The 25,211-nt window shown below is 75.3% G+C and carries 20 protein-coding genes; 10 read left to right on the top strand and 10 right to left on the bottom strand.

The features are described from left to right. From ABD345_RS10960 to ABD345_RS10935, 6 genes are all read left to right on the top strand, one after another. Window positions 1–471, top strand: coding sequence for a PPOX class F420-dependent oxidoreductase (locus ABD345_RS10960; RefSeq protein WP_344551779.1), 471 nt, complete (start codon window positions 1–3; stop codon window positions 469–471). A 321-nt stretch (window positions 472–792) separates the two neighbouring features. After that, complete coding sequence (locus ABD345_RS10955) at window positions 793–2,445, top strand: ABC transporter substrate-binding protein (protein ID WP_344551778.1); 1,653 nt, start codon at window positions 793–795, stop codon at window positions 2,443–2,445. Between the two features lie 55 nt (window positions 2,446–2,500). Further along, window positions 2,501–3,484 (top strand): ABC transporter permease, encoded by a 984-nt coding sequence (locus tag ABD345_RS10950; RefSeq protein ID WP_344551777.1) that lies wholly within the window; start codon window positions 2,501–2,503, stop codon window positions 3,482–3,484. Continuing rightward, complete coding sequence (locus ABD345_RS10945; RefSeq protein ID WP_344551776.1) at window positions 3,481–4,317, top strand: ABC transporter permease; 837 nt, start codon at window positions 3,481–3,483, stop codon at window positions 4,315–4,317. The genes ABD345_RS10950 and ABD345_RS10945 overlap by 4 nt, the downstream gene beginning before the upstream one ends. After that, window positions 4,314–6,152: an ABC transporter ATP-binding protein gene (locus ABD345_RS10940; protein ID WP_344551775.1), complete on the top strand. Its 1,839-nt coding sequence runs from the start codon at window positions 4,314–4,316 to the stop codon at window positions 6,150–6,152. Before ABD345_RS10945 ends, ABD345_RS10940 begins: the two co-directional genes overlap by 4 nt. Window positions 6,153–6,187: 35 nt before the next feature. After that, window positions 6,188–7,324, top strand: a complete 1,137-nt coding sequence (locus ABD345_RS10935; protein ID WP_344551774.1) for a peptidase C39 family protein — start codon at window positions 6,188–6,190, stop codon at window positions 7,322–7,324. An 89-nt stretch (window positions 7,325–7,413) separates the two neighbouring features. Here the strand turns inward: ABD345_RS10935 and ABD345_RS10930 are convergent, their stop codons facing one another. Then, window positions 7,414–7,959 (bottom strand): helix-turn-helix domain-containing protein, encoded by a 546-nt coding sequence (locus tag ABD345_RS10930; protein ID WP_344551773.1) that lies wholly within the window; start codon window positions 7,957–7,959, stop codon window positions 7,414–7,416. 80 nt (window positions 7,960–8,039) lie between these two features. Then, window positions 8,040–9,134, bottom strand: a complete 1,095-nt coding sequence (locus tag ABD345_RS10925; protein WP_344551772.1) for an NADH:flavin oxidoreductase/NADH oxidase — start codon at window positions 9,132–9,134, stop codon at window positions 8,040–8,042. A gap of 106 nt (window positions 9,135–9,240) precedes the next feature. Between ABD345_RS10925 and ABD345_RS10920 the strand changes: the two genes are divergently transcribed. The 3 genes from ABD345_RS10920 (at window position 9,241) to ABD345_RS10910 (ending at window position 14,559) form a co-directional block, all read left to right on the top strand. Further along, window positions 9,241–9,648, top strand: a complete 408-nt coding sequence (locus ABD345_RS10920) for an ArsR/SmtB family transcription factor (protein WP_344551771.1) — start codon at window positions 9,241–9,243, stop codon at window positions 9,646–9,648. Between the two features lie 378 nt (window positions 9,649–10,026). Further along, a complete protein-coding gene (locus ABD345_RS10915) occupies window positions 10,027–11,691 on the top strand; it encodes a glycosyltransferase family 2 protein (protein ID WP_344551770.1) in 1,665 nt (554 codons plus the stop codon). A 15-nt stretch (window positions 11,692–11,706) separates the two neighbouring features. Beyond that, window positions 11,707–14,559 (top strand): SGNH hydrolase domain-containing protein, encoded by a 2,853-nt coding sequence (locus ABD345_RS10910; RefSeq protein ID WP_344551769.1) that lies wholly within the window; start codon window positions 11,707–11,709, stop codon window positions 14,557–14,559. A 62-nt stretch (window positions 14,560–14,621) separates the two neighbouring features. On the opposite strand, the gene ABD345_RS10905 is transcribed toward ABD345_RS10910, so the two are convergent. The 4 genes from ABD345_RS10905 to ABD345_RS10890 are packed head-to-tail and all read right to left on the bottom strand — an operon-like array spanning window position 14,622 to window position 21,745. Beyond that, complete coding sequence (locus ABD345_RS10905) at window positions 14,622–19,169, bottom strand: hypothetical protein (protein ID WP_344551768.1); 4,548 nt, start codon at window positions 19,167–19,169, stop codon at window positions 14,622–14,624. A gap of 34 nt (window positions 19,170–19,203) precedes the next feature. Further along, complete coding sequence (locus ABD345_RS10900; RefSeq protein ID WP_344551767.1) at window positions 19,204–20,088, bottom strand: hypothetical protein; 885 nt, start codon at window positions 20,086–20,088, stop codon at window positions 19,204–19,206. Further along, on the bottom strand, window positions 20,085–20,216 hold the full coding sequence (locus ABD345_RS10895; protein ID WP_344551766.1) for a hypothetical protein: 132 nt from the start codon (window positions 20,214–20,216) through the stop codon (window positions 20,085–20,087). Before ABD345_RS10895 ends, ABD345_RS10900 begins: the two co-directional genes overlap by 4 nt. Then, window positions 20,213–21,745, bottom strand: coding sequence for a hypothetical protein (locus ABD345_RS10890; RefSeq protein ID WP_344551765.1), 1,533 nt, complete (start codon window positions 21,743–21,745; stop codon window positions 20,213–20,215). Before ABD345_RS10890 ends, ABD345_RS10895 begins: the two co-directional genes overlap by 4 nt. A gap of 155 nt (window positions 21,746–21,900) precedes the next feature. Here ABD345_RS10890 and ABD345_RS10885 point away from each other — a divergent pair, with 155 nt between their 5' ends. Further along, window positions 21,901–22,500: a hypothetical protein gene (locus tag ABD345_RS10885; protein WP_344551764.1), complete on the top strand. Its 600-nt coding sequence runs from the start codon at window positions 21,901–21,903 to the stop codon at window positions 22,498–22,500. Between the two features lie 5 nt (window positions 22,501–22,505). Here ABD345_RS10885 and ABD345_RS10880 read toward each other — a convergent pair whose 3' ends face one another. Genes ABD345_RS10880 through ABD345_RS10865 form a run of 4 tightly spaced genes read right to left on the bottom strand, consistent with a single transcriptional unit; the run spans window position 22,506 to window position 25,174 of the window. Beyond that, window positions 22,506–22,955, bottom strand: a complete 450-nt coding sequence (locus tag ABD345_RS10880; RefSeq protein ID WP_344551763.1) for an SUKH-4 family immunity protein — start codon at window positions 22,953–22,955, stop codon at window positions 22,506–22,508. Window positions 22,956–22,995: 40 nt separating this feature from the next. Further along, on the bottom strand, window positions 22,996–23,670 hold the full coding sequence (locus tag ABD345_RS10875) for a hypothetical protein (protein WP_344551762.1): 675 nt from the start codon (window positions 23,668–23,670) through the stop codon (window positions 22,996–22,998). Next, window positions 23,667–24,107: a hypothetical protein gene (locus tag ABD345_RS10870; RefSeq protein WP_344551761.1), complete on the bottom strand. Its 441-nt coding sequence runs from the start codon at window positions 24,105–24,107 to the stop codon at window positions 23,667–23,669. The genes ABD345_RS10875 and ABD345_RS10870 overlap by 4 nt, the downstream gene beginning before the upstream one ends. Further along, window positions 24,104–25,174, bottom strand: coding sequence for a DUF2804 domain-containing protein (locus tag ABD345_RS10865; protein ID WP_344551760.1), 1,071 nt, complete (start codon window positions 25,172–25,174; stop codon window positions 24,104–24,106). The genes ABD345_RS10870 and ABD345_RS10865 overlap by 4 nt, the downstream gene beginning before the upstream one ends. Window positions 25,175–25,211: the final 37 nt, after the last annotated feature.

Here is a 25,211-nt window from a genome sequence, read left to right as displayed (position 1 = left end):
ATGAGCCCTTCGATCGCCACCAACACCCGGGTCGGGCTGGACGAGCTGCTGGAGTTCGTCCGCCCCCGCCACCGTGCCCTGCTGATCACCCGCCGCGCCGACGGCACCCCGCAGGCGTCCCCGCTGACCTGCGGGGTGGACGACGACGGCCGGATCGTCGTCTCCACCTACCCGGAGCGGGCGAAGACCCGCAACGCCAGGCGGGACGCCGCGGTGAGCGTGCTGGTGCTCTCCGACGAGTGGGACGGCCCCTGGGTGCAGGTCGACGGCGAGGCCGAGGTGCTGGACCTGCCGGAGGCGCTGGAGCCGCTGGTGGAGTACTTCCGCACCATCGCGGGCGAGCACCCGGACTGGGACGAGTACCGGGAGGCGATGCGCCGCCAGGGCAAGTCGCTGATCCGGATCACCCCGCGCCGCTGGGGTCCGATCGCCACCGGCGGCTTCCCGGCCCGGCTGGCGCCCGAGCAGTAGCCGCAGGCGCCCCCGCACGGCCGCCGACGACCGGCCCGGACACCCACGGTGTCCGGGCCGGCGGCGTCTCCGCCACCATCCGGAACGCGATCGTCCACCATTCGGATTTCCGGCCGCCCCGGGCGGGGCTTGCTCCCCGCCCGGCCGCCGGGGGTCGACCTGGACGCCGATGTCTCACGATGTGGACGATTCCGGCCACTGCGAGAGAGGTCACAGACTGCTCCGTAGCCATCCGCGCATGCCAGGTGTTTACTGATTCAATCCAAATGGCCCGTCTCAATGGACGCGAGCCCCGGCACCACGCGCAACAGGCGGCAACAGATGTCCCAGGCCACCCCGCAGCCCGCCCTCCGGCGGCGCAGCATCCTCAAGGGCGCGCTCACCGGCGCCGCCGTGTTGTCCCTGGGCGCACTGCTGGAGGCGTGCGGGGCGCAGCCGTCCCGGGGCGACCGCGCGGCGGACACCGGCGGGCAGGCCTCGGCGGGCCGGGACACCGGGAAGGAGATCCCGCTGCTGCGGGTCTCGCTGCCGGGTTCGCTCTCCAACCTGTACCCCGGGCAGGAGTCCGGCGTCCTCAACTACTACGCGGCCGCCGTCGCCATGGAGGGCCTGGTCGGCGTGGACGGCGACGGGAAGCTCGTCCCGGCGCTGGCCTCCGCGGTCACCAAGCGCGACGACCGGACGCACGTCTACACGCTGCGCGAGGGGGCCCGCTTCCACGACGGCAGCCCGGTCACCGTCGAGGACGTGCTGCACTCGGTCACGATGGCGGCGGACAGCACGGTCTCCCCCGGCACCGCGAGCTACTGGGCCGACCTGGAGTCCGCCACGCAGACCGGGCCGAACGAGATCACCCTGGTCAGCAAGAGCGGCGCGGTGGCCTTCGAGTGGCTGGCCACCTCGGCCCAGGCGCTGTGGATCGCCCCCAAGTCGTACTGGGAGAGCACCGGCGGGAAGATCGGCACCGCCACCTCGCTGCTCACCGGCTCCGGCCCGTACCAGGTCACCGAGTTCAAGCCGGACTCCCACCTCGAACTGACCCGCAACCCGCACTGGTGGGGCACCGCCCCGAAGGTCGCCAAGCTCCGGATCGACTTCATCCCGGACGACAACACCCGGCGGCTGGCCTGGCAGTCCGGCGAGACGCACGCCTCGCTGAACGTGCCGCTGACCGCCGCCCGGCAGTGGGAGTCGATCAAGGGCACCCGGGTCGTCCACACCCCCGACCGCTCGTACGCGGGCCTGACCTTCAACACCACCGTCGCGCCCTTCGACGACCCGCACGTGCGCAGGGCCGTCGCGCACGCGGTCGACCGCGCCGCGATCGTCAAGGAGGTGCTGCAGGGCCACGGCCAGGTCGCCACCGCGCTGTCCACCCCCGAGCAGTTCGGCGGGCTGTGGACGCCGGAGGAGGCCACCGCCAAGCTGGCGGCCGTCCCGCAGTACGAGTACTCGCTGGAGAAGGCCAAGGCCGAACTCGACCGGTCCAAGGTGCCGGGCGGCTTCAGCGTCGACCTGTCGTACCCGAGCAGCGGCCCGCACCTGGGCACCGCCGCGCTCGCGCTCGCCGCCGAACTGAAGAAGATCGGCATCACGCTGAACGTCAAGGAACTGCCCCTCGAACAGTGGATCGCCGAGATCAACTCCTTCCCCGGGCTGACCTTCTTCTGGTACTTCAACACCACCGGCGACCCGGGCGAGATCGTCTCCTGGCTGCTCGGCCCCGACAACCCGGCCAAGTACGAAAACCCGCAGGTCAGCGAGCTGGTCGGCCGGGCCGCGACGACCGGCGACCCGGCCGCGCGGGCCGAGCTGCTGCTCCAGGCCCAGCAGGCGCAGGCCGCCGACGCCGCCTACGCCCCGCTGTGGTGGGGGCAGTCGGCGCTGGCGCTGCGCGACACCGTCGGCATCTCCGGCTACAGCTCCTACACGATGGTGTCGCAGTGGCCCACCCGGATCTATGCGGCCGTCTGACCCCGCCGCGCCGGAAGCCGCGCCGGAAGCCACCACACCGGAGGGCACCGGGCCCGTGCCGCTGAAGGGCGCGGGCGGCGCGCGCCCGCTGGCGGGCTTCGTGGCGCGCCGGCTCGGCACCGCCCTGCTGCTGCTGTTCCTGCTGTCGCTGCTGGTCTACGGCCTGGTGTTCCTCGCCCCGGGGGACATCGCCCGCAACCTGCTGGGCACCAGGAACGCCACCCCGGAGGCGCTGGCCCAGGTCCGGGCCCAGTACCACCTGGACGAGCCGTTCCTGCGACAGTACTGGCGCTGGCTGTCCGGCCTGCTCGGCGGCGACCTCGGCACCTCCGTCCGGACCGGCGAGCCGGTGTCCTCGGTGCTCGCCGAGCGCCTCGGGCTGACCGCCGCGCTGTGCTCCCTGGCCTTCGGCCTCTCCGTGCTGGTCGGCGTCCCGGCGGGGGTCGCCGCCGCGCTGCGGCGCGGCCGGCTGGCGGACCGGCTGCTGGTCGGCGGCTCGGTGGTCGGCGTGAGCGCGCCCGGCTTCGCGGTCGGCCTGCTGCTGCTGTACGTCTTCGGCGTCGGCCTGGAGTGGTTCCCGGTGTACGGCACCGGGACCGGGTTCCTGGACGGGCTGTGGCACCTCGCGCTGCCGTCCGTCGCGCTGGCGCTGGGCCTGGGCGCGTTCGTGGTCAAGCTGACCCGGGCCGCCGTCGTCCGCGAACTGGAGGAGGACTACGTGGTCTTCGCCCGCAGCCGCGGCCTGGGCGGGCGGCGGGTGCTCGGCGTGGTGCTGCGCAACGCCGCCGTGCCCGTCGTCACCAGCCTGGGCCTGCTGGTCGCCTACCTGCTCGGCGGCACCGTCCTGGTGGAGACCACCTTCGCGCTGCCCGGGCTCGGCTCGCTGCTGGAGTCCTCGGTGCTGTTCAAGGACTTCGCGGTGGTGCAGGCGCTGACGCTGGTGACCGCGCTGGTGGTCTCGCTGGTCACGCTGGCGGTGGACCTCGCCTACCTGGCGGTCGATCCCCGGATGCGCACCAGGGCGGGGGTCGGACGGTGACCCGACGCCTCCCCCGGATGCCGCGCACCCCGCTGACGGTGCTGCTGAGCGCGGTGTTCCTCGCCGTGGCGGTGCTCTGCGCGCTGGCCGGCCCGCTGCTCGCCCCGCACGCCCTCGACCAGGACCTCTACCTGGGCACGGTGGGCGCCGGGGTCGAGGGCCACCTCTCCGGCACCGACGCGCTCGGCCGCGACGTCCTCTCGCTGGCCGTCCTCGGCACCCGCTCGGCGCTGCTCGGGCCGGTTCTGGTGGCCTGCGGCTCGATGCTGCTCGGCCTGCTGCTCGGCACCCTCGCCGGGTTCCGGGGCGGCTGGCTGGACACCGTGGTCGGCCGGTACGCCGACCTGCTGCTCGCGCTGCCCGCCGTCCTGCTCGCCATGGTGGTGGTCGGGATGCTCGGCGGCGGCTACTGGGTGACCGTGCTGGTGCTGGTCGTGCTGTTCTCCCCGACCGACGTCCGGCTGGTCCGGGCGGCGGTGATGGAGCAGGCCGCCCGCCCCTACATCGAGTCGGCGCGGGTGCTGGGCATCCGGCCCGGCCGGATCATGGTCCGGCACGTGCTGCCCAACACCGTGCCGATCGTGGTCGCCAACCTGCTGCTGAACACCGCGTTCGCGATGGTCGCCCTCTCCTCGCTCTCCTACCTGGGGCTGGGCGTCGCCCCCGGCGCCGCCGACTGGGGGCGCCAACTGGCGGACGGCCAGCGGATCATGGTCGACAACCCGCTCGCGGCGATCCTGCCCGGCGTGCTGATCATCCTGGCCGCCACCAGCGTCAACCTGCTCGGCGACTGGCTCGCCGAACGCCTGGACCGGAAGGTGGCCACCCGATGAGCCGCGCCGATCACGACCCGTCGGCGCGGGCCACGACGCCCACCGCCCCGTCCGCCGTCCTGGCCGCCGTCCCGCTGCTGTCGGTGCGCGGCCTGCGGGTGGACGGGCCGGCCGGCGCGATCGTCGCGGGCGTCGACCTGGACGTCCGGCGCGGCGAGACGCTCGCCCTGGTCGGGGAGTCCGGCTCGGGCAAGTCGATGACCGTCAAGGCGCTCAGCGGCCTGCTGCCCGCCGGCGTCCGGGCCACCGGCACGCTGGAGCTCGACGGCGAGCCGCTCCCGCTGGACCCGGCCGCCCGGCCCTGGCGGACCGTGCGGGGCAACCGCGTCGCACTGCTGCTGCAGGATCCGTTCACCTCGCTGTCCCCCGTGCACACCTGCGGGGCGCAGATCGGCTGGGCGCTGCCCGGCAAGCCCTCCCGCGCCGAGCGGGCGAAGCGGGTGGCCGCGCTGCTGGCCGAGGTGGGGCTCGCGCCCGACACCGCCGACCGGTACCCGCACCAGCTGTCCGGCGGCATGCGCCAGCGGGTCGCGATCGCCGCGGTGCTGGCCGCCGACCCGGACCTGCTGATCGCCGACGAGCCCACCACGGCACTGGACGCCACCACCCAGCACGAGGTGCTGGAGCTGATCGCCCGCCTCCAGCGGGAGCGGCGGATGGCCGTCGTCCTGATCACCCACGACCTCGGCCTGGCCCGCAGCCGCGCCGACCGGATCGGGGTGATGTACGCGGGCCGCCTGGTCGAGACCGGCACCGGCGCGCAGGTGCTGGACGCCCCCGCCCACCCGTACACCGCCCGGCTCGCCGCCTGCGAGCCGCCGCTGGACCGGCGCCTGCCGCTGCTGCCCACCATCCCCGGCCAGGTCCCCGCCGCCCACGCGGTCGGCGCGGGCTGCGCGTTCGCGGACCGCTGCGAGCTGGCCCTCCCCGACTGCCGGAGCCGGTACTCCCCCCTGCTGGCTCCGGCGCCCGACGACGCCGAGCACCTGGCCGCCTGCCTGCGGATCGGCGAGAGCGCCGCGCTGCCGGTGCCGGCTCCTGAGGCAGCGCAGGCGTCCGAGGCGGCGGCGCCCCGGACGGGCGGCGCGGAGCCCGCGCTGCTGGTGACCGGGCTGGTCAAGCGGTTCCCCCGCACGGACCGGCCCGCCGTGGACGCCGTGGACCTGCGGCTGGAGCGCGGCGAGGCGGTCGTCGTGCTGGGCCAGTCCGGCTCCGGCAAGACCACGCTGGCCCGCTGCGTGGTCGGCCTGGAGCGGCCGGACGCCGGGACGGTGGCGTTCCCGCTCTCCGAACGCGACGGCGGCGGCCCGCGCGGGCGGCGGACGACGGACCCCGGACGGGTGCAGATCGTCTTCCAGGACCCGTACTCGGCGCTGAACCCCGGGCACAGCATCGGCACCACCCTGCGCGAGGCCCTGCGCGCCGCCGGCCGCCCCGACGAGGACCCCGCCGACCTGCTCGAACTCGTCGGCCTGCCGCGCGAGTACGTGACCCGCAGACCGCGCCGGCTCTCCGGCGGCGAGCGGCAGCGCGTCGCGATCGCCCGGGCGCTGGCGCCCCGCCCGGGCGTGCTGGTCTGCGACGAGGCGGTGTCCGCGCTGGACGTGTCGGTGCAGGCCGGGGTGCTGAACCTGCTCGCCCGGCTCCGCCGCGAACTCGACCTGAGCATCCTGTTCATCACCCACGACCTGGCCATCGCCCGTCAGGTCGCGGACCGCGTCCACGTCATGCACCGGGGCCGGGTGGTCGAGCACGGCCCGGCCGACGCGGTGCTGACCGCGCCCGCCCACCCGTACACCCGGCAGCTGCTGGCCAGCGCACCGGCCGCCCACTGAGCCCTCGACTCCCCGAGCTACGGAGCCTGTTGACCGTGTCCGACCTCCCGCCGAGCGACCTGCCGAACGACCTGCAGATCGACGCGCTGCCCGTGCCCGACGACGTGACCGCGGTCGCCGACGGCGTCGGCGCCCTGCCCCCCGCGCTGCTGCGGCGCTGGAACCGGCACGGCGGGGTGCAGGTGGCGACCCTGCACACCGCCCGGCGCGGCGGCGAACTGCTGGGCGCCGCCTTCGAGGTGCACCGGCCGCTGACCGCCTACCGCAAGGTGGTGGACGTCTGGACGGCGGCCGCGGAGCCCGCCGCGCGGGCCGCCCTGACGGAGCGTCTGGTGGACTCCGTGGTGGAGCGCGCCTGGGCCGAGGGGGCCGTCTCGGTCAAGCGCGAACTCCGCCCGGCCGACGCCTCCTTCGAGGCCGACCGGGAGCGGGCGCTCACCGCCGGCTGGCAGGAGCTGCCGCAGCCGCCCCGCTGGTCGGGGCCGGTGGCGGGCCCGTTCCACGAGCCGCCGGTGCACGGCCTGGTGCTGGTGCGCGAGCCGTCCCCGGCGGCGCCCGGCGCGGTCCCCTACATGCGGCAGACCACCGACTTCACCTGCGGCCCGGTCGCGCTCCAGATGGGCCTGGCCGCGCTGGGCCTGCGCGGCCGGCCGACCCGGGAGGCCGAACTGCGGCTGTGGCGGCGCGCCACCACGGTCGGCGGCTGCGAGCCGGTGGGCCTGGCGCTGGCCGCCGCGGACGAGGGCGCCCGGGCCCGGGTGCTGCTCTCCACCGAGCGGCCGGTGCTGCTGGAGCTGTGCGTCAACGACGAGGAGCGCGACCTGCGGGCCTTCCTCCAGGACGGGTTCCGCCGGGAGGCCGCCGAGCGCGGCCTCGACGTCCGCACCGAGGCGTTCTCGCTGGACGCCCTGCGGGCCGCGCTGGCCGGCGGCGCGGTCGCGCTGGTCCTGATCGAGCAGCTGGGCATGCACGACGAGAGCTGCCCGCACTGGATCACCGTGCACGGCACGGCCGACCCCGACGTGTTCCTGGCCCACGACCCGTGGACCGACGCCAACTTCGGCGAGAGCTGGGTCGACGGGGTCGACCTGCCGCTGCCCGCCGCCACCCTGGACCGGCTCGCCTGGTACGGCACCCCCAGCTACCGCGGCCTCGTCCTGCTGGAGGGCTGAGCACCCGCCGGCCGGGGCGAGCACCCGCCGGCCGGGGCGAGCACCCGCCGGCCGGGGCGGGGTGACGGTCGGCCGGGGCCGGGTGACGGTCAGTCGGACGGCATGGAGAGCATCGTGATCAGCTCGACCGGGCGGTCCCCCGCCGCCTGGTAGCTGTGCTCGCCCTCCCCGGAGAAGCGCACCGCCTCGCCCGCGCGCAGCGACACCGACCGCTGTTCCAGCGTCAGCACCACCGCACCGGACAGCACGTAGGCGAACTCCTCCGAGCCGCGCCCGTGCGGCGCGCTGTCGTGGGAGCCGCCGGGGGGCAGCGCGGTCTCGTAGAGGCCGACCCGGCGGGCCTCGGAGCTGGCGAACAGCGTCCGGGCCGCCTCCTCCGGCGAGCGCGCGGACAGCACCTGGGGTTCGAACAGCGGGGTGCGGATGAGGTCCGCGACCTCCAGGCCCAGGGCCGCCGCGACGGCGCCGAGCGCCTCGATGGTCGGGTTGGCCGCACTGTGCTCCAGCTGCGACAGGAGGCCCTTGCTCACGCCCGCCCGCTCCGCGAGGTCCCGCAGGCTCATGCCCCGGACCAGCCGGGCGTGCTTCAGGTTCCCCGCGATCGCCGCTCGCAGCCGCTCCGTCGCTTCACTCATCGCAGGCACCCTAGCAAGAACGCCGCGCGGGCCGACCGGGCCGTTCACCCCGGTCGGCCCGCGCGACGCGGTGCGGCGGGTCAGCCGCGCGCGCCGACCACGTAGCCGTACTGGGCGGGCCAGTTGCGGGGGACGTCGAGCTCGCGGGCGGCGTGCAGCGGCCAGTAGGGGTCGCGCAGCAGTTCGCGGCCGAGCATGACCGCGTCGGCGCGGCCCTCGGCGACGATCTCCTCGGCCTGGGCCGCCTCGGTGATCAGGCCGATCGCGTTGACCGGGAGGCCGGACTCGCGGCGGATGGTCTCGGCGAACGGGACCTGGTAGTTCGGCTCGACCGGGATCTTCGCGTGCGGGACGTTGCCGCCGGTGGAGACGTCGATCAGGTCGACCCCGATGGCCTGCAGCTCCTTGGCCAGCAGGACGGACTCCTCGATCGTCCAGCTGGGCTCCTCGGGGAGCCAGTCGGTCGCCGAGACCCGGAAGAACACCGGGAGGTCGGCGGGCCAGACGGCCCGGACCGCGGCCGCGAGTTCGCGGGCGAAGCGGCTGCGCCCGGTGAAGTCGCCGCCGTAGCCGTCGGTGCGGTGGTTGGAGACCGGGGAGAGGAACTGGTGGGTGAGGTAGCCGTGCGCGCCGTGCACCTCGACGACCTTGAAGCCGGCGGCCAGGGCGCGGCGGGCGGAGGCGGCGAAGTCCTGGATCACCTCGGCGATCTGCGCCTCGGTGAGTTCGGCGGGCACCGGGTAGCCCTCGTTGAACGGGAGCGGGGACGGGCCGACCACCTGCCAGCCGCCCTGCTCGACCGGGAGCGGGCCGCCGCCCTTGCCGTGGTGGTTGGTGGACGCCTTGCGCCCGGCGTGGGCGAGCTGGATCGCCGGGACGGAGCCGTGCTGGGTGATCAGCGCGGCGATCCGGGCGAGCTGCTCCTGCTGGCGGTCGTTCCACAGGCCGAGGTCCCACGGGGAGATCCGGCCGTCGGGGCGGACACTGGTGGCCTCGACCATCACCAGCCCGGCGCCGCCGGCGGCCCGGGAGCCGAGGTGGGCGAGGTGGAAGTCGGTGGCGGCGCCGGTGTCGGGGCCCTCGGCGGCGGCCGAGTACATGCACATCGGGCTGAGCCAGATCCGGTTGGGAATGGTCAGCGAGCGGATGGTGATGGGCTCGAACAGGGCGCTCACGGCTGCCTGTCCTTCCTGTGGTCCGGATTCGGCTTCTTTCGCTTCGTACGATACTCACCGTACTACGAGACCTGTCAAACTACGAGGTCTGTCGTACTATGAACCCGTGACCCTCGACCACGACCAGGACTGCCCCGGCCTGCTCCCCGAGCCCCCCGCCGCGGAGCTGCAGTTGGTGTCCGTGCTGCACGCCCTGGCGGACCCGACCCGGCTGCGGATCGTCGCCGACCTCGCGGGCGCGGGCGGAGACGAGCTGAACTGCCTGGCGTTCGAACTGCCGGTCACCAAGTCGACGATGACCCACCACTTCCGGGTGCTGCGCGAGGCCGGACTGATCCGCCAGCACCGGCGCGGCACCTCGAAGATGAACACCCTGCGCACGGACGACCTGTCCGCCCGCTTCCCGGGCCTGCTGGAGGCCGTGCTGACCGCCCTCCCGCGCTGCCCGAAGGGCCCCGCCGAGATCGCGGCCCCGGCCGTCGGCGCGGCGACCCCGGCCGCGGCCGCCCGCTGAGCAACCGCCCCGGCGCCTGCCCCGGCGGGCGCCCGCGGCTGCCCCGACGGGTACCGGCGGCTGCCCCGGCGGGCGCCGACCGCTGCCCCTTCCGTCACTGAGCGCCACCTGACGGGCCGTCAATTCGCGGCGCACTTGCGCCGTCCGGCGTGGCGGACGCCCGCCACCGCGCGCCCGGAACCATCGCGCCACTCCGCACGTCACTCGTCCCGGACGCCCCCGGCGCACCGCGGTGACGATCTTGCCTGACACGGTCATGCCTGGTCATCCGGCCTTCACCCGAGTTGTTCCGGCGTTCATCCGGCGTGGTCATTTGGTCTATACCAATCGGGTACTCTGACCGGCGACAGGTGTCAACGTCCGGCCGTGGGGGGCCCAATGACTGTCAATCACCTTCCGTCACCACCTTCCGATCAGGAGCTCTATTGGTACTTCGGGCCTCAGCGTCGCTGGGTCCCGCTGCTCTCCGCGCTCGCCTTCACGGTGAGCGCCGGCACGATGCTCAGCTTCTCGCTGCGCACCCCGGCCCTGTGGCCGTTCCTCGCCGTCCTCGGCGTCAACGCCGTCGCACTCGCCCTGACCTGCCTGAACGGCCTGCGCCGCCGCCGCTTCACCCGGGCCGGCCACGAACTGCTGGTCGCCGCCTGGCAGCCGGCCACCGCGCCGTCCGTCGACCTGTACCTGCCGACCTGCGGCGAACCGCTCGACATCCTGGAGAACGCGTACCGCGCGGTCGCCCGCAGCAGCTACCCGGGCCGCCTCGACGTGTGGGTGCTCGACGACGCCGACCGCACCGAAGTCGCCGCCCTGGCAGAGCAGTTCGGCTACCACTACGTGGTCCGCCCGAACCGCGGCGAGTTCAAGAAGGCCGGCAACCTCAACCACGCGCTGACCCTCAGCGACGGCGAGTACGTCGCCATCCTGGACGCCGACTTCGCGCCGCGCGCCGACCTGCTGCAGCACCTGCTGCCGTACTTCGGCGACCCGGGGGTCGGCATCGTGCAGAGCCCGCAGTGCTTCGACACCGACGCCTCGATGGGCTGGGTGCAGCGCGCCGCCGGCTCCGCCCAGGAGTGGTTCTTCCGCTGGGTGCAGCCCAGCCGGGACGCCTCCGACGCCGCCATCTGCTGCGGCTCCAACGCCGTCTACCGGCGCGCCGCGATCGACGCCGCCGGCGGCTTCGCCCGGCTCGACCACAGCGAGGACATGTACACCGGCCTCGCCCTGCACCAGCGGGGCTACACCACCCGGTACGTGCCGGTGCTGGTCGCCAAGGGCACCTCGCCGGACTCCACCACCAGCTTCGTCAACCAGCAGTACCGCTGGACGATGGGCAACCTGCACCTGATCGGCGACAAGGCCACCCGCAGGGCGATGACCTGGCGGATGCGCCGCTGCTTCGACGAGGGCATCGTCGGCTACCTGGCCGCCGCCGTGAACGTGCTCACCGCCCCGCTGCCGCCGCTGGTCATGCTGTTCGCCTTCCCCGGCGAGGTCCGCGCCTGGTACGTGCTGCCGATGCTCTCGCTGCTCTGGCTGTGGCACGTGCTGCTGCCCCGGGTCAGCCGCACCCGCTGGCGCTCCGAAGTGCTGCGCGCCAACGTGCTGATGAGCTTCGCCGCCGCCACCGCCTACTGGCACACCGTCCGCGGCCGCAGCGCCGCCTGGGTGCCCACCGGCGTCGCCAAGCCCGGCCGCTCCGGCGGCATGGCCCGCAAGGTGCTGCTGGTCTCGCTGCTCTGGACGGCCGGCACCCTGCTCGCCACCGCCGTCGGGGTGGCCGCCGCCACCTGGCTGCACGGCTGGCACACCACCTGGGGCCTGGCCCTGTACCTGGCCGTGCAGCTGCACCTCGGCGTGCCGCTGATCCGCGACCTGTACGCCGAACTCCGGCCCCGCGCGGCCGAGTCCACCGAATCCGGGGCCCGCCCGGCGATGCGTCCGCGGCGCTGGCCCGAGGCCCTCGCCGTCACGAGCACGCTCGCCCTGCTCGCTCTGCTCGCCTCCGGCTGGGCGGCCCCGATGCTGCCCTGGCTGGGCTGAAAGGTCCACGCTCCCGTGTCCACCAGTACCGCCCCGAGTACCGCCCCGCTCACCGTCGTGCTGAACCGAGCACCGGTCGAGCGGCCGAAGTTCCGACCCGACATCGAGGGCCTGCGGGCCGTCGCCGTGCTCGCCGTGCTCGCCTTCCACGCCGCCGTGCCCGGCTTCGCGGGCGGCTTCGTCGGCGTCGACGTCTTCTTCGTCGTCTCCGGCTACCTGATCACCGGCCTGCTGCGCGGCGAGAGCGTCCGCACCGGGCGCGTCCGGCTCGCCGAGTTCTACTCCCGCCGGGCCCGCCGCCTGCTGCCCTCCGCCGCCGTCGTACTGGCCGTCACCGCCGTGCTCGGCGCCCTGCTCACCGCGCCGCTGCGCCGCGCCGACCTGGAGCGCGACGTCCTCGCCTCCGCACTGTCCGTCGCCAACTGGCGCTTCATCGCCGAGCAGACCGACTACCTGGCGGCCGGCCGCGACCCGAGCGCCCTGCTGCACTTCTGGTCGCTCGCCGTCGAGGAGCAGTTCTACCTGCTCTGGGCCCCGCTGCTGGCCCTCGCCGCCCGCTGGGCCTGGCGCCGGCGCACCCTGCTCGGCCTGACCCTGCTGCTCGGCGCCGGCTCGTTCTGGCTCTCCCTGCACTGGAGCGCCGGGGCCTACCTCTCCACCCCGACCCGGGCCTGGCAGTTCGCCGCCGGCGCCGCCGTCGCCCTGCTGCCGATCGGCCGGATGCCAAGGCCGGCACGGGAGTTGCTCGGGACCGGCGGCCTGGCCGGGGTGCTCGCCGCACTGCTGCTGTTCGACGGCCGCACCCCCTACCCCGGGTACGCCGCGCTGCTGCCGACCGCCGCCACCGCCGCGATCCTGCTGGCCGGCGCCGGCGGCACCCACCTGGTCGGCCGGGCGCTGTCGCTCGGCGCGCCGCGCGCGATCGGCCGGCTCTCCTACAACCTGTACCTGTGGCACTGGCCGGTGCTGGTCCTCGCCGAGGCCCGGTGGGGCACCCTGCACTGGGGCGTCAGGGTCGCCCTGACCGCCGCCGCCGCGCTGCCCGCGTACGCCGCGCTGCGCTGGCTGGAGCAGCCGCTGCGCCGCAGCCGGGTGCTCGGCGAGATCCCGCGCCGCGGCCTGTCGCTGGGCCTGACCGCGGTGGTCTTCCCGGTGCTGCTGGCCCTGGTCGTCGGCTCCGGCACCATCCGCGACCTGGGCCCGGCCACGCCCCCGGACCCGTCCGGCCTGCCGCCGGGCGCCCGCACCGGCAGCAGCCTGCTGGCCGCCGCGCCGCCCCCGCACACGCCGACCGTGCCCAACCCCGTCCAGGCCCGGCAGGACTTCCCGCCGGACGGCGGCTGCGAGGTGGACCCGGCCGACACCACCAGCCCGCCGTGCCGCTTCGGCACCGGCGACGACCGGATCGTGCTGCTCGGCGACTCGCACGCCGGCCAGTGGTTCTCCGCACTGCTCGGCGTCGCTGCCGAACACCGGCTGTCCGTCGAGGAGTTGGTCAAGCAGGGCTGCCCGCTGCCCGAACTGACGGTCACCAACCCGCAGTTGGGCCGTACCTATCACGAGTGCGACACCTGGCGGGCGAACGCCCTGACCCGGCTGGTGGACGGGCCGAAGCCCAAGCTGGTCATCGTCTCCGCGCTCAACCGCTACACCGCCGACCGGGCCGCACTGCTGCGCGGCTGGGAGCGGACCCTCGCCCCGCTGCGGGAGCTGGGCGTCCCGATCGTCTACCTGCAGGACACCCCGATCCCCGGCCGGGACGTCCCGGCCTGCGTCTCCGGCCACCCGGACACCACCTCCGCCTGCGACTTCCCGCGCGCCGAGGGCCTGTACGCCGACCCGCTGGCCGAGGAGATCGCCGCCGGGAAGTTCCCCGGCGTCACCACCGTCGAGGTCAACTCGGTGCTCTGCCCGGCGAGCGGGCGCAGCTGCCCGGCCGTCCTGGAGCACGTGCTGCTGTACCGCGACGACTCGCACCTGACCAACGCCGCGGCCGTGGTGCTCACCCCTCGCCTGGACCAACTCCTCATCGACAGCGGCGCGTTCGGCCCGGCCGGCGGCTGGACGACGCTGCTGCACGACGAGTTCGACGGCGCGGCCGGCGCGAGGCCCGACCCCGCCACCTGGCAGTACGACCTGGGCACCTGCTACCCCGGCTGCCCGGCCGCCCGGTGGGGCACCGGCGAGGTCGAGACGATGACCGACTCCGCCGAGAACGTCCGCCTGGACGGCAGGGGCGCGCTGGAGATCACGCCCACCCGGGACGCGGCGGGCCGCTGGTCCTCCGGCCGGATCGAGTCCAGGCGGGCCGACCTGGCCGCCCCCGCGGGCGGGATCCTGCGCCTGGAGGCCGAGTTGGCGCTCCCCGACGTGCACGGCGAGGCAGCGGCCGGGTACTGGCCGGCGTTCTGGGCGCTCGGCGGCAAGCTCCGCGACGGCTACACCGGCTGGCCCGGCGTCGGCGAGCTGGACGTGCTCGAATCCGTCGGCGCCCGCGGCGTGTTCGGCACCGTGCACTGCGGCACCACCCCCGGCGGGCCGTGCCAGGAGCCCAATGGCCTCGGCTCGGGCGAGCAGCCCTGCGCGGACTGCTGGGGCGCCTTCCACACCTACGCCGTCGAGATCGACCGCTCCACCAGCCCCGAACGGGTCCGCTGGCTGCGGGACGGCCGGGAGTACTTCGAGGTCACCGCCGACCGGGTCGACCCGGCCGCCTGGGACCAGGCCGTCCACCACGGCGTCTTCCTGATCCTGAACGTCGCCATCGGCGGCGACCTCCCGGCCGCGTACGGCAGTTCGCCCACGGCCGGGACGGAACCGGGCCACCCGATGAAGGTCGCCTCGGTCACCGTCTCGACCCGGCGGTAGCGAACGGGCAGGGCCGCGGCGCCGGGGGGGCACCCGGTGCCGCGGCCCTGCCGTGCGTGCGGCTACTCCGGCTTGCGGAACATCCGCGTCGCGGTGATCTCGCCGTGGATGGTCGGCCCGTCCGGGTCCTGCGGGGCGGGCAGGCCGGGGCGCAGGTGCTCCTCGACCGAGATGTACTTGAGGCCGGCCCGCAGGTCGGCGTCGTTGCGCAGCCGGATCACCAGCGGGAACTCGGCGAGCGCGGTGGTGTCGAACAGGCCGGTGGTGTAGATGAGTTGGACGCCGAGCGCGTCGGCGACGGCGCGCTGCAGCTCCAGCAGGTAGGTGGCGTTGGCGCGGCCGATCGGGTTGTCGAGGAACAGCGTGCCGGCGTGCCGCAGTTGGGACTGGCCGCGGTCGTTGGCGCGCAGCGCGGCCATCGTGCAGTACAGGGCGATGGCGGCGGTGAGCAGCTGGCCGCCGGAGAAGACGTCCGACATCTGGCCGACCGAGACGCGTTCGGCGCGCAGCACCGCGTCCGGCTTGAGGATCTCGACCGAGACGCCCTTGGGGCCGATCGCGGCGGCGACGCCGCGCAGCAGCAGGGACATGCCGTCGCGGCGCAGGTCGGAGTTCTTCTTGACGGCGGAGCGGGTGGCCTCGTCGATGACCTCGCCGAGGCGTTCGACCAGGACGGCGTGGTCCGGGTCCTCGAAGCGGATCCGCAGGAACTCCTGGCCCGACCACTCGCCGAGGCCCTCGGGGAGCCGGGAGAGCCGCTGGGCGGCGCGCAGGGTGCCGAGCGAGGTCTCGACCAGGCCGCGCAACCGGTCGACGATGGAGGAGCGGTTGCGTTCCAGCTGGGCGAGTTCGTCGGTGAGGACGCGCAGCCGGGGCGCGAACGCGGCGGCCCAGGCGGCGGCGTGGTCGGGCAGCGCGGCGGCGGGCAGTTCGCGGATCTGCTGCCGGGCGGGGGTGCGGACGGCCTCGTAGCGGGCGGCGTTGGCGTGCCGGACGAGCGCGTCGGAGGCGTCCCGGACGGCGAGTTCGGCGCCGGTGAGCTCGGTGGCGGCGGTGCGCATGGCGCGCCGGGTGTCGGTGACGGCGGCGCGGGCGGCGGCCAGCGAGCCGAGGTAGGCGTCGGCCTCGGGGTCGGTCTCCTCGGCGTTGTCGCGCAGCGCGTCGCGGAGCTGTCCGGCGAGTTCCTCGAAGTCGGTGGCGGCGGCCTGCGCCTGGTCCAGCGTCCGCTGCAGGTCGCCGTGTTCGGTGCGGGCGTGGTCGACGCGTTCGCGGCGTTCGGCGAGCAGCGCGGTGGCGGTGCGCAGCAGGGCCTGGGCGTGTTCGGGGTCGGCGGGGAGCAGGTCCTCGGGGAGTTCGGTGTGCGCCTCGCCGCCCGCCGGGGCGGAGCGTTCTGCGTCGCCGCGCAGCCGGCCGACCTCCTCGGAGGCGGCGCCGGAGCGGGCCTCGATGAGGGTGACGAGTTCCTCGGCGCGGGCGGCGGCGGCCTGCCGGGCGGGGCCGTCGGCGCCGTCGGGGCTGGCGAGGAGTTCCTCGGCGCGGGCCTTGACCTTGTTGCTGAGCCGGTCGAGTTCGGCGGCGGCGGCGGTCGCGTCGCTCTCGGCGCGGGCCTGTTCGGCGCGCAGGTCGGCGCCGACGCCGACCTTCTCGTAGAGCTGGGCGGCGGCCCGGTACGCCTCGCGCAGGGCGGGCAGCGAGGCGGGGGTGGTGCCCGGCTGCTCGGCGCCGGGGTCGACGGCGGCGATCTCGGCGCGTTCGCCGCGCAGGGTGCGGGCGGTGCGGCGGGCGTCGTCGGCGGCGCGCTGGGCGGCGCGGCGGTCCTCGTCGCAGGTGCGGGCGCGTTCGGCGCACTGGGCCTGGCGGCGTTCGCACTCGGCGGCGTCGTCGGCGAGTTCGCGTCGGCGGCGGGTCCAGTTGGCGCGTTCGCGCAGCCGGAAGGCGAGGCCGGCCAGCGCGTCGGCGCGGCGGCGGGCGCGCTGGGCGGCCTCCCGGCACTCCTCGTGGCGGGCGGCGGCGGCCTGCTGCTCGGCGTCGGCCTCGGCGTGGTCGGCGCGCAGGGTGGCGAGTTCGGCGGCGGTGGTCTCGGCGTGCAGGGCGGCCGCGGCGGCGCTCTCGGCGAGTTCTGCGAGGGTGCCGGGCGGGCAGCTGGCGTGCCAGGAGGCGAGCCGGGCGGCGAGGGCGCGGTCGCCGCCGAGCCGGGCGGCGAGTTCGCGGATGTGCTCCTCGCGGGCGGTGGCGCGGGTGCGCAGTTCGCGGCGTTCGTCGTCGGCGGCGGTCTCGTTGTGCATGGCCGGGTTGGGCGGCACGAGGAAGAAGGCGGGTTCGCCCTGGATCGGGGCGATCAGGGCGGCGGCGGTGCCGACGGCGACGGTGGAGCGCGGCAGCAGGGCGGCGGCGGCGAGCGCCTCGCGGGCCCGCTCCAGCGAGGCGGGGTCGGTGACGACGACGCCGTCGACGAGTTCGGGGCGGGCGGCGAGGATGGCGTCGTGGTCGGCGGGGTCGACGGACTGGGCGAGGTAGCGCCAGCCGGGGAGGGCGGGGATGCCCTGTTCGCCGAGGTGCTCGACGGTGGCGAGGACGTCGGGGCCGGGCGGCAGCAGGCCGCCGTCGCCGAGGGCGGCGAGGATCCGGGAGTCGTCGGCGGCGGCGGTGCGCAGGTCGAACAGGGTGCGTTCGGCGGTGGCCACCGACTGGTCGAGCAGTTCGCGCAGGTCCTCCGCGGAGGCGTCGAGGCCGCGCGGGGTGAGGAAGCCCTCGGACTCCTCGGCGCCGTCCTGGTAGGGCGTCAGGGAGAGCAGTTCGGCGAGCCGGGGTTCGGCGGCGAGCTGGGCGGCGGTGCGCTGTTCGGCGGCCAGTGCCCGGTCGGCGGCGGTGCGGGCGTCGGCGGCGCGGGCGGCGGCGAGTTCGGCGCGGGCTTCGGCGGCGGCGCTCTCGCGGGCCCGGACGGCGCTCTGTTCGGCGGCGGTGCGGGCCTGGTCGAGGGCCTCGGTGGCGGCCTGCTCGGCGTCGGCGGCGTGCAGGGCGGCGCGGGCCGGGTCGGGTTCGGCGCCGGAGTCGTCGATCCAGCCGGCTTCGACGGCGGCGGCGGTCTCCTGCTCGACCTCGGCGAGGCGCTGGCGGAGGTGTTCGGCCTCGGAGCGGGCCTTCTGGGCGGCGGTGGCGGCGGCGGTGGCCTCGGCCTGGGCGGTGGCGCCGTCCTGCTGGAGTTCGCCGGCCCGCAGTTCCTCCTGGTCGGCGCGGGTCTCGGCGTTCGCGGCGGCGCTCTCCAGGGCGCGGGCGAGGGCGCCGGCGGCCCGGTCGCGGGCGGCGAGGGCGGGGGCGGCGTCGAGTTCGGCCTCCCGGATGGCGGCGGCGACCCTGCCTGCCCGGTCGGCGGCGGCGCGGTGCCGCAGGACCGCCTCGGCGGCCTGCCAGGCGGCGAACTGGGCGCGGGCGTCGGTGAGTTCGCGGCGCAGCCGGGCGGCGTCGGCGGTGGCCGCCTCCAGGCCGAGGGTGGCGTGCCGGTAGGTCAGTTCGGAGACGATCAGCGAGTGCCGGGTGCGGTCGGTCTCGGCGGCGGTGACGGCGCCCGCGGCGGCGGCGACCTCGACGGCGAGGTCGTGGACCCGGTCGCGTTCGACGGCGGAGCGGGCGGTGAGCGACAGCGCGAGCCTGCGGGTGCGGCGTTCGGCGGCGCGGTGGCCCTCGCGGACGGTCTCGCGGGCGGCGGTGGCGTCCACGATGCGCTGCAGCAGGTCGACCGAGCCGGCGGTGAAGTCGCGTTCGGCGGTGAGTTCGGCGCGGCGGCCGAGCTTGGCGGCGAAGCCGTGGACGAGGTCGGCGAGGCCGTCGGTGTCGCGGGTGTCGGTGACGGCGCGCAGCAGCAGGTCGGTGAAGTCGGCGTCGTTGCGGACCGCGAACAGGCCGGCCGCCTCGCCCTCGTCGGCGTTCATCTCGCGCTGGTAGCGGAAGAGTTCGGGGTCGAGGCCGAGGGCGCCGAGGTGCTCGATCCAGCGGTCGTGGATCTCCTCGAAGGTGACGTCGAGGTGGGGTTGGGCCTTGCCGGCCTCGGTGAGGGCGTCGCGGAAGCCCTTCATGGTGCGGCGGCGGCCGCGGGCCTGCTGGTCGCCGGTGAGGGCGGGGCGTTCGGCGACCGGCAGGCCGTCCAGGGTGAGGCCGGGGCCGGGGCGGAAGGAGTACCAGAGTTCGGCGAACTTGCGCGGGTCGGAGGAGACCTGGCGGCCGCGCCACTCGCTGACCTTGCCGACCACGATGAGTTCGCCGGTGACGGTGTGCTGCCACTCCAGGGCGACGTGGCCGCAGTCGTCGGCGAGCAGGAACTTGCGCAGCACGCCGGAGGAGGCGCCGCCGAGGGTGTTGCGGTGGCCGGGCAGCATCACCGAGAAGATCAGCTTGAGCAGCACGGACTTGCCGCCGCCGTTCTCCAGGAACAGCACGCCGGCGGGCGCGGGGCGGCGCTGCGGGCCCTCGGGCTCCTCGCCGAACAGGCCGATCTGCTGCGGCTGCGGCTCGGGCACCGGCTCGCCGACTCCGCGCAGGTCGAGCACCGTGTCGGCGTAGCGGGCGCCGGCCGGTCCGATCGAGTACAGGCGGACCCGGTTCAGCTCGTACATGTGCGGTGGTTCTCCTGGAGCGGTTGCGGGCGGGTCAGAGGGCGTGGAACGGCAGGCCGGCGTCGGCCACCAGTTCGTCGCTCTCGTCGGGCGGGGCGAGGGTGGGGGTGCCGTCGCTGACCGGGACGACGCCCAGGTCGAGGAGTTCGGCCATCGCGGCGCCGCCGGCCAGGTCGCGGACCTGCAACTGGTAGCGGGCGGTGGTGCGGTAGGTGCCGCCGGAGTCGTCGGAGGTCTTCTGCAGGAAACCGGAGTCGACCAGGAAGGAGACCGCCTTGGAGACGATGCCGGTGGTGGAGCCGGCCAGTCGGCGGGCGTCCTTGGTGGCGCCGGTGGCGGAGCGGCGGGCCCAGACCCGCCAGGCGGCCTCCAGGCCGGGGGCGTCGCTGGCCGGGTCGGTGTTGGCGCCCTCGGCCGCGGCGCGCTCCTCCAGCCGGCGGCAGGCCTGCCGGACGAAGGCGTCCACGCCGTTGACGGTGACCCGGCCGAGGTAGCCGTCGTCGGCGAGGTCCTCGGGGCGGGGGAAGGCGAGCGCGGCGAGCGCGAGGTGCGCGAGGCCGTGCAGGAAGCGGTCGGTGGACTCGGAGGCGGCGCGCCGCGAGTAGTCGCCCATCCGGACGGCGAACACCGAGTCCTCGGCGGCGGCCACCGCCATCCCGGCCCGGGCGGAGACCTCCAGCACGATCAGGCCCATGCCGGTGGCGACGGCGTCGGCGAGCCGGCCGAACGGCGGGTCCTCCCGGTAGCGGCGCACCAGTTCGCCGTACTCGGCGTCCCGGGCGGGCAGCAGCTTGGCCTGCAGGCCGAAGGAGACCAGCCGGGCGGCCTCGGCGACGTCCGCCGGGCTGATCGGCGCGGGCGCGGCGGGGGCGGCCGGTTCGCTCTCGGGCGGTGTCCACGCCTCGCTGGTGGTGGTCATCCGAGGGCTCCTTCGATCCGGGCGGTGCGGGCGGTGCGGGTGCTGCGGGCGGTGCTTTCGGTACGGGTGCTGCGGGCGTCGCTGGCGGTACGGGCGTCGCGGGCGGTACGGGTGTCGCGGAGGGTCACACGGCGTCCTTGCGGTCGGCGGCCATGCCCGCGGCGTCCAGCTGGGCGCTGCCGACGATCAGGTCGGCGCCACCGAAGCCGGGGTCGTCCAGCCGGGTGCCGTCGTCGACGGCGAACAGCAGCCGTTCCTCGCCCTGCCGGTAGGCGGTGCCGACCGGCGGGCTGGCCGCGTGCACGGCCAGCAGGGCGACCAGGTAGGCGAGTTCGTCGCCGTCCCGGTCGTCCTCGTCGTCGAGGTCGCGGGCCCGGCGGCGGGCGTCGGCGAGCAGGCCGGAGAGCCGGCGGGGGGCGTCGGCGGGCAGGTCGAGCAGGTCGAGGGCGGCTTCCAGCTGGGCGTCGGAGAAGCGGCTGTCGTCGGGGGTGGCGACCAGGTCGGGTTCGGGGAGCTCGGCGCCGAGGTGCTCGCGTTCGACGGGCGGGGTGAGCAGCAGGTCGACCAGGTCGGTGATCCGGACCGAGACGGGGGTGCGCAGGCCGGTGGCGCGGGCGAAGAAGGCGTCGGTGGGGCGGGTGGCGTCGCCGAGCGGCAGGGTGAGCACGGGGGCGAGCAGCTGGCCGTACAGGTCGATGCCGCTGCGGGCGGCGGGCGCGGCGAACGCCTGCCGGTCCTGTTCGGCGCGGAACAGCGGGCCGGCCTCCAGCAGGCGGGTCTGCAGCTGGGTGTGGCGGCGGATGCAGTCCTTGACGATGTCGACGAGTTCGGCGGCGCGGCGCTTGTGCTCGCCGTCGACGCTCTCGTCGCGGGCCTTGCGGATGTTGGTGAGGATCGCGTTCTCGTGCCGGTACCGGTCGGCGATGTGGTCGAGCGCCTCGTCGATCAGGTCGGGGACGGTCTCCATCCAGTCGACCGCGCGGACGTTGCGCCGGGTGGCCTCCAGGGCGCGGCGCAGCGTCTCGGCGTACTGGACGGTGCGGTAGCGGGCCTGTTCGGCGGCGAGCTGGGCGTCGGCGAGGCGGCCGCGCCGGATCAGCACCTCCAGCTTGACCTCGGCGGCGATCTGGGCGCTGGTGACGTCGGTGTCGAGGGCGCCGACCAGCACGTTGACGGCCTCGTCGGTGGTGCGCAGGTAGACCCCGCCGTCCTGGCCGGGGACCTCCTCGATCAGCTTGAAGTCGTAGTCGCGGCGGGTGTACTCGCCGTCCGGGCCGAAGGTGCCGTAGACGGCGCGGAAGCCGCGGTCGACGCTGCCGACGTTGATCAGCGACTCCAGCACCCAGCGGGCGACCCGCTCGTGCTCGGGGACGGCCCGGCGCGGGTTCTGGGCGGCGATCCGGGGCAGCAGGCGGCTCAGCACTATGTCCCGGTCGGCGCCGGTGTCGAAGTCCATGTTGAGCGTGACCAGGTCGATCGCGGCGAGGCCGATCTCGGCCATGGTGTACGAGGCGTACTCGCCGGCCAGGTTGACCTTGCGGCTGTCCAGGTCGTGCAGCGGCGCGGTGCACGCCAGCGCCTTGAGCCGGCGGGCGAGTCCCTCGTCGGCGGCCGGGCCGGGGGCGGGCCGGGTGGGCTGGTCTGCGATGGCGGTCACGGGGGACAAGATTAGGGCTTTCCCCGGACAGGTCCGAAAAACCCCTTATGGGAGCCCTGTCCCCGCATGTTGAACACGTTCAAATTCAGGTCTAGAGTCCTTCTCGCGACACCGCGTGCCGTCTCCCGGCACCCGCGTCATGAGGGGGGTTCCCCATGTCCGACATCGCCACCGCCCCGGCCGGTTCCACCACCGCCGGGCCGGATTCCGCGCCCGCCGCCGACACCGCGCTCGTCCGCCGCCGCATCCGGCGCTGGCTGTGCCTGTTCATCGTCTGCCTGGCCCTCAGCGGCCTGACCGCCTTCCCGCTGCGGACCGAGACCTCCCTGCTGGCCCGGCTGGTCGACGCCACCGGCCTGGACGGCCTCTCCCCCACCCTCGGCGCCTGGGTCGAGCACGTCCGCCGGGGCGTCGCCGACGGCTACGGCAACTACCCCTTCCTCGCCTACGGCACCGACTGGCTGGCCTTCGCCCACCTGGTGATCGCCGCCGCCTTCTGGGGCCCGCTGCGCGACCCGGTCCGCAACGTCTGGGTGGTCCGCTGGGCCATGCTGGCCTGCGGCGGCGTCATCCCGCTCGCCCTGATCTGCGGCCCGCTGCGCGGCATACCCCTGTTCTGGCAATTCGTCGACATGTCGTTCGGCGTGGTCGGCGTCGTCCCCCTGCTGATCGTCCACCGCCTGATCCGCACCCTGGAGTGGCGGCAGGCCGTCACCACCCACCACGACTTCGCCCGCGTCACGCCCTGCCCCTGACCGGCTCAGCTATCCATCCCGTAGCCCAGCTCCTCGGCGGCGATGCACCAGTACGCGTTCTCGTCCGCCACCGCCGCCGGGTCCACCGCCGCGAACCGGGCCAGCAGCGCGTCCGTCAGCTCCTCCGCCGCGGCCAGCGCCTCGTCCAGCTCCTCGCCCGCCTCGTACCGCTCGGCCTCCTCGGCGGCCGCCCGGTACAGCTCCAGGAAGGCGAGCAACCGCCCCGGCCCGGAGTTCAGCAGCCCCGGCTTCCCCGCCCCCTCCTCCGGCAGCACCACCACCGGCCCGCCGTCGGCCCGCACCCCGATCGCGCTCACCCCGGGGTCGACGGCGACCAGGTGGTAGCGCTCCCCGGCCACCTCCCGCACCTCGTACGGCGCCCGCCGCCACTCCCCCGGGTAGGGCAGCACGCCGGCACAGGCGGCGGTCAGGGCGTCGAGCTCGGTGTCGTCCATGCCGCAGGACGCTACCCCTCCCCCCGGACAACCCCGGGAGTCAGAACGGCGGCTCCGCGGCGTACTCACCGCTCCCCCACCCGACCCGTACCGCCCGCTCCTCGGCGCTCTCGAACCCGGCGGCGTCCCGGCCCCAGCCGCGCAGGGCGTCACGGGCCCGGTTGCGGCGGACGCGGTCGGTGGAGGTGGCGAGCAGGCGCTCGGCGCGGTCGGCCAGCTCGGGGCGGTACCCGGCCAGGTCGGGGTGCTCGGACAGCGCGAACGCCGCGACCAGGGCGGCCTCCCGGATCTCCTGGTCCGGGTCGGCGAGGAACGGGCGGACGGCCGCGAACAATTCGGGACGCAGCGCGCGCAGCTCCCAGAAGGCCGGATAGTCGTCCTCGGCGGTGATCCACTCCAGTTCGCAATCCGCGCTCGCGTCGTCCGCGTCGTGCGCCGCCCCCGCCAGCCACCGCAGCAGGCGCAGCCGCGGTGCGTCCGGGAGCCCGCCGAGGATCGCGGCCGCGTAGCGGGCCACCGGAGGCGTCGCCCCGTAGACGGTGTTCTGGTGGCAGACCGCACCGAGCACCCGGCTGGTGGCCTCCTCCTGTACCAACGGGTCGGGGTCGGTCATCCTGGCCAGCAGTGCCGCGTCCAGCGGATCCCCCAGCGCCGTCTCCAGCGACGGCCAGTCGGCGGACGCCAACAGGGCGCGAGGGTCGGGGAGTTCGGTCATCGCGGGTCTCCGGTCGCGGTCAGCCGCAGGTCGCCGTCCCGGGACTCGCAGCGGACGGTGCCGGTCGGGAAGTCGAGTTCGAGGGCGGTGCGGCCGGTGCCCGGGGCGTGTTCCTGGCGGACGGCCAGGACGGGGTGGCCGAGGTACGGGGCGAAGGGGGTGCCGTGCGGGGCGTCGCGGACGTCGAGGCGGCCCCACTCGCCCAGGTCGACGTCGGCGTGCGGCCGGTCGTCGGAGACGATCAGGCACCAGTCGCTGCCGGTGCCGACGAAGGTGCAGCCGCCGTGGTCGTCGCGCAGCCAGACCACCACGGGCTCGGCGGCGCGCTCGCCCCGGTGGCTGAACCAGGACGCGACCACGGCGGTCAGCCGGCGGCCGACCAGCGCGGCCAGGTCGGGGCCGGGACCGTGCGCGGGGCACATCGCGGGTGCGGTCACCAGCGCATCCGGACGTCCTCGGCCCAGCCCAGCAGGCCGTCCACCGCGACGCGCAGGCCGTCGTCGGTGCGGACGGTGCCGCTGTAGCGGCCGAAGCACTGGTCGGTGCGGTTGGCGATGAAGCCGGCCTCGGTGCGGGTGCGGCGGTCGTGGAAGGGGCGGAAGGCGAGGTCGACCTGGTCGCTGCCGGGGGTGGTGATCCGCCAGGGGGCGAGCGGGGCGGCGGGGTCGTAGTGCCAGGCCAGTTCGGTGCCGATCTTGCTGAGCCGGCCGTCCACGCACAGCGCGTTCTCGGTGCTGCCGGTGCCGACCGTCCACTGGCCGCCGAACTGGAGGCCCACGGTGTGCCCGTCGGTGCGGCCGGAGGCGGCGCCCCAGTTCCAGCCGAGCGAGCGCGGCCAGCGCCCCCGGCCGTGGTCGAGCACGCCCCAGGCGTCCCCGTCGGCGCCGAAGTCGTACACCCGGTCGCCGAGCCGGACGGTGCCGGTGGCGGGGCGGGCGGTGTGCTTGGAGGTGAACTGGAAGCGCTTGTCGTCCCAGGGGACGACCACCGACAGGGTCTCGTGGCCCTCGGGCAGGGCGACCAGCAGGTCGGCCTCCAGCGGGCGCAGGTCGGCGGTGAGGGCGCGGGCGCGCAGCCGGGTGCCGCCGGGCTCGTGGCCGATCGACACCCGGACCTGCCTGCGGCCGGGACGCTCGGGGCCGACGGTGAGGTCCGCGCCGTGCGGGCCGCCGGAGCCGGCGATGCCCTCGGGGAAGGCGGTGCGGCGGGTGGGCAGGCCGGGGGCGATCGCGGTGCGCTCGTGCTCCTCCAGGACGCCGTGCTCGTCCCAGGAGAGGAAGTACGCGGTGTCGAGGGTGAGGAAGTCCAGGTCGCTGACGGTGAGCGCGAGCAGGTGGGTGGGCGTGGTGACGCACCAGTACTCCCAGCGCTTGGTGCGCCCCCAGCCGCGCAGGTTGGCCCGGTGCAGCGGGGTGCGCGACCAGCCGACGGCCGCGCGGTCGAGCCGCCCGTCGGGGCGGCACAGGTCGGCGGGGCCGGTGATCTCTCGCTCGTGGGTCGCCATCCGCGCACCCTACTGCCGCGACCCGCGCGGGAGCCAC

Origin of the sequence: Kitasatospora saccharophila (assembly GCF_039529925.1) — a bacterium.
Classification (GTDB): Bacteria; Actinomycetota; Actinomycetes; order Streptomycetales; family Streptomycetaceae; genus Kitasatospora; species Kitasatospora saccharophila.
Note: the sequence above shows the minus strand (reverse complement) of the source record. Positions and strands in the feature narration are given on the sequence as shown.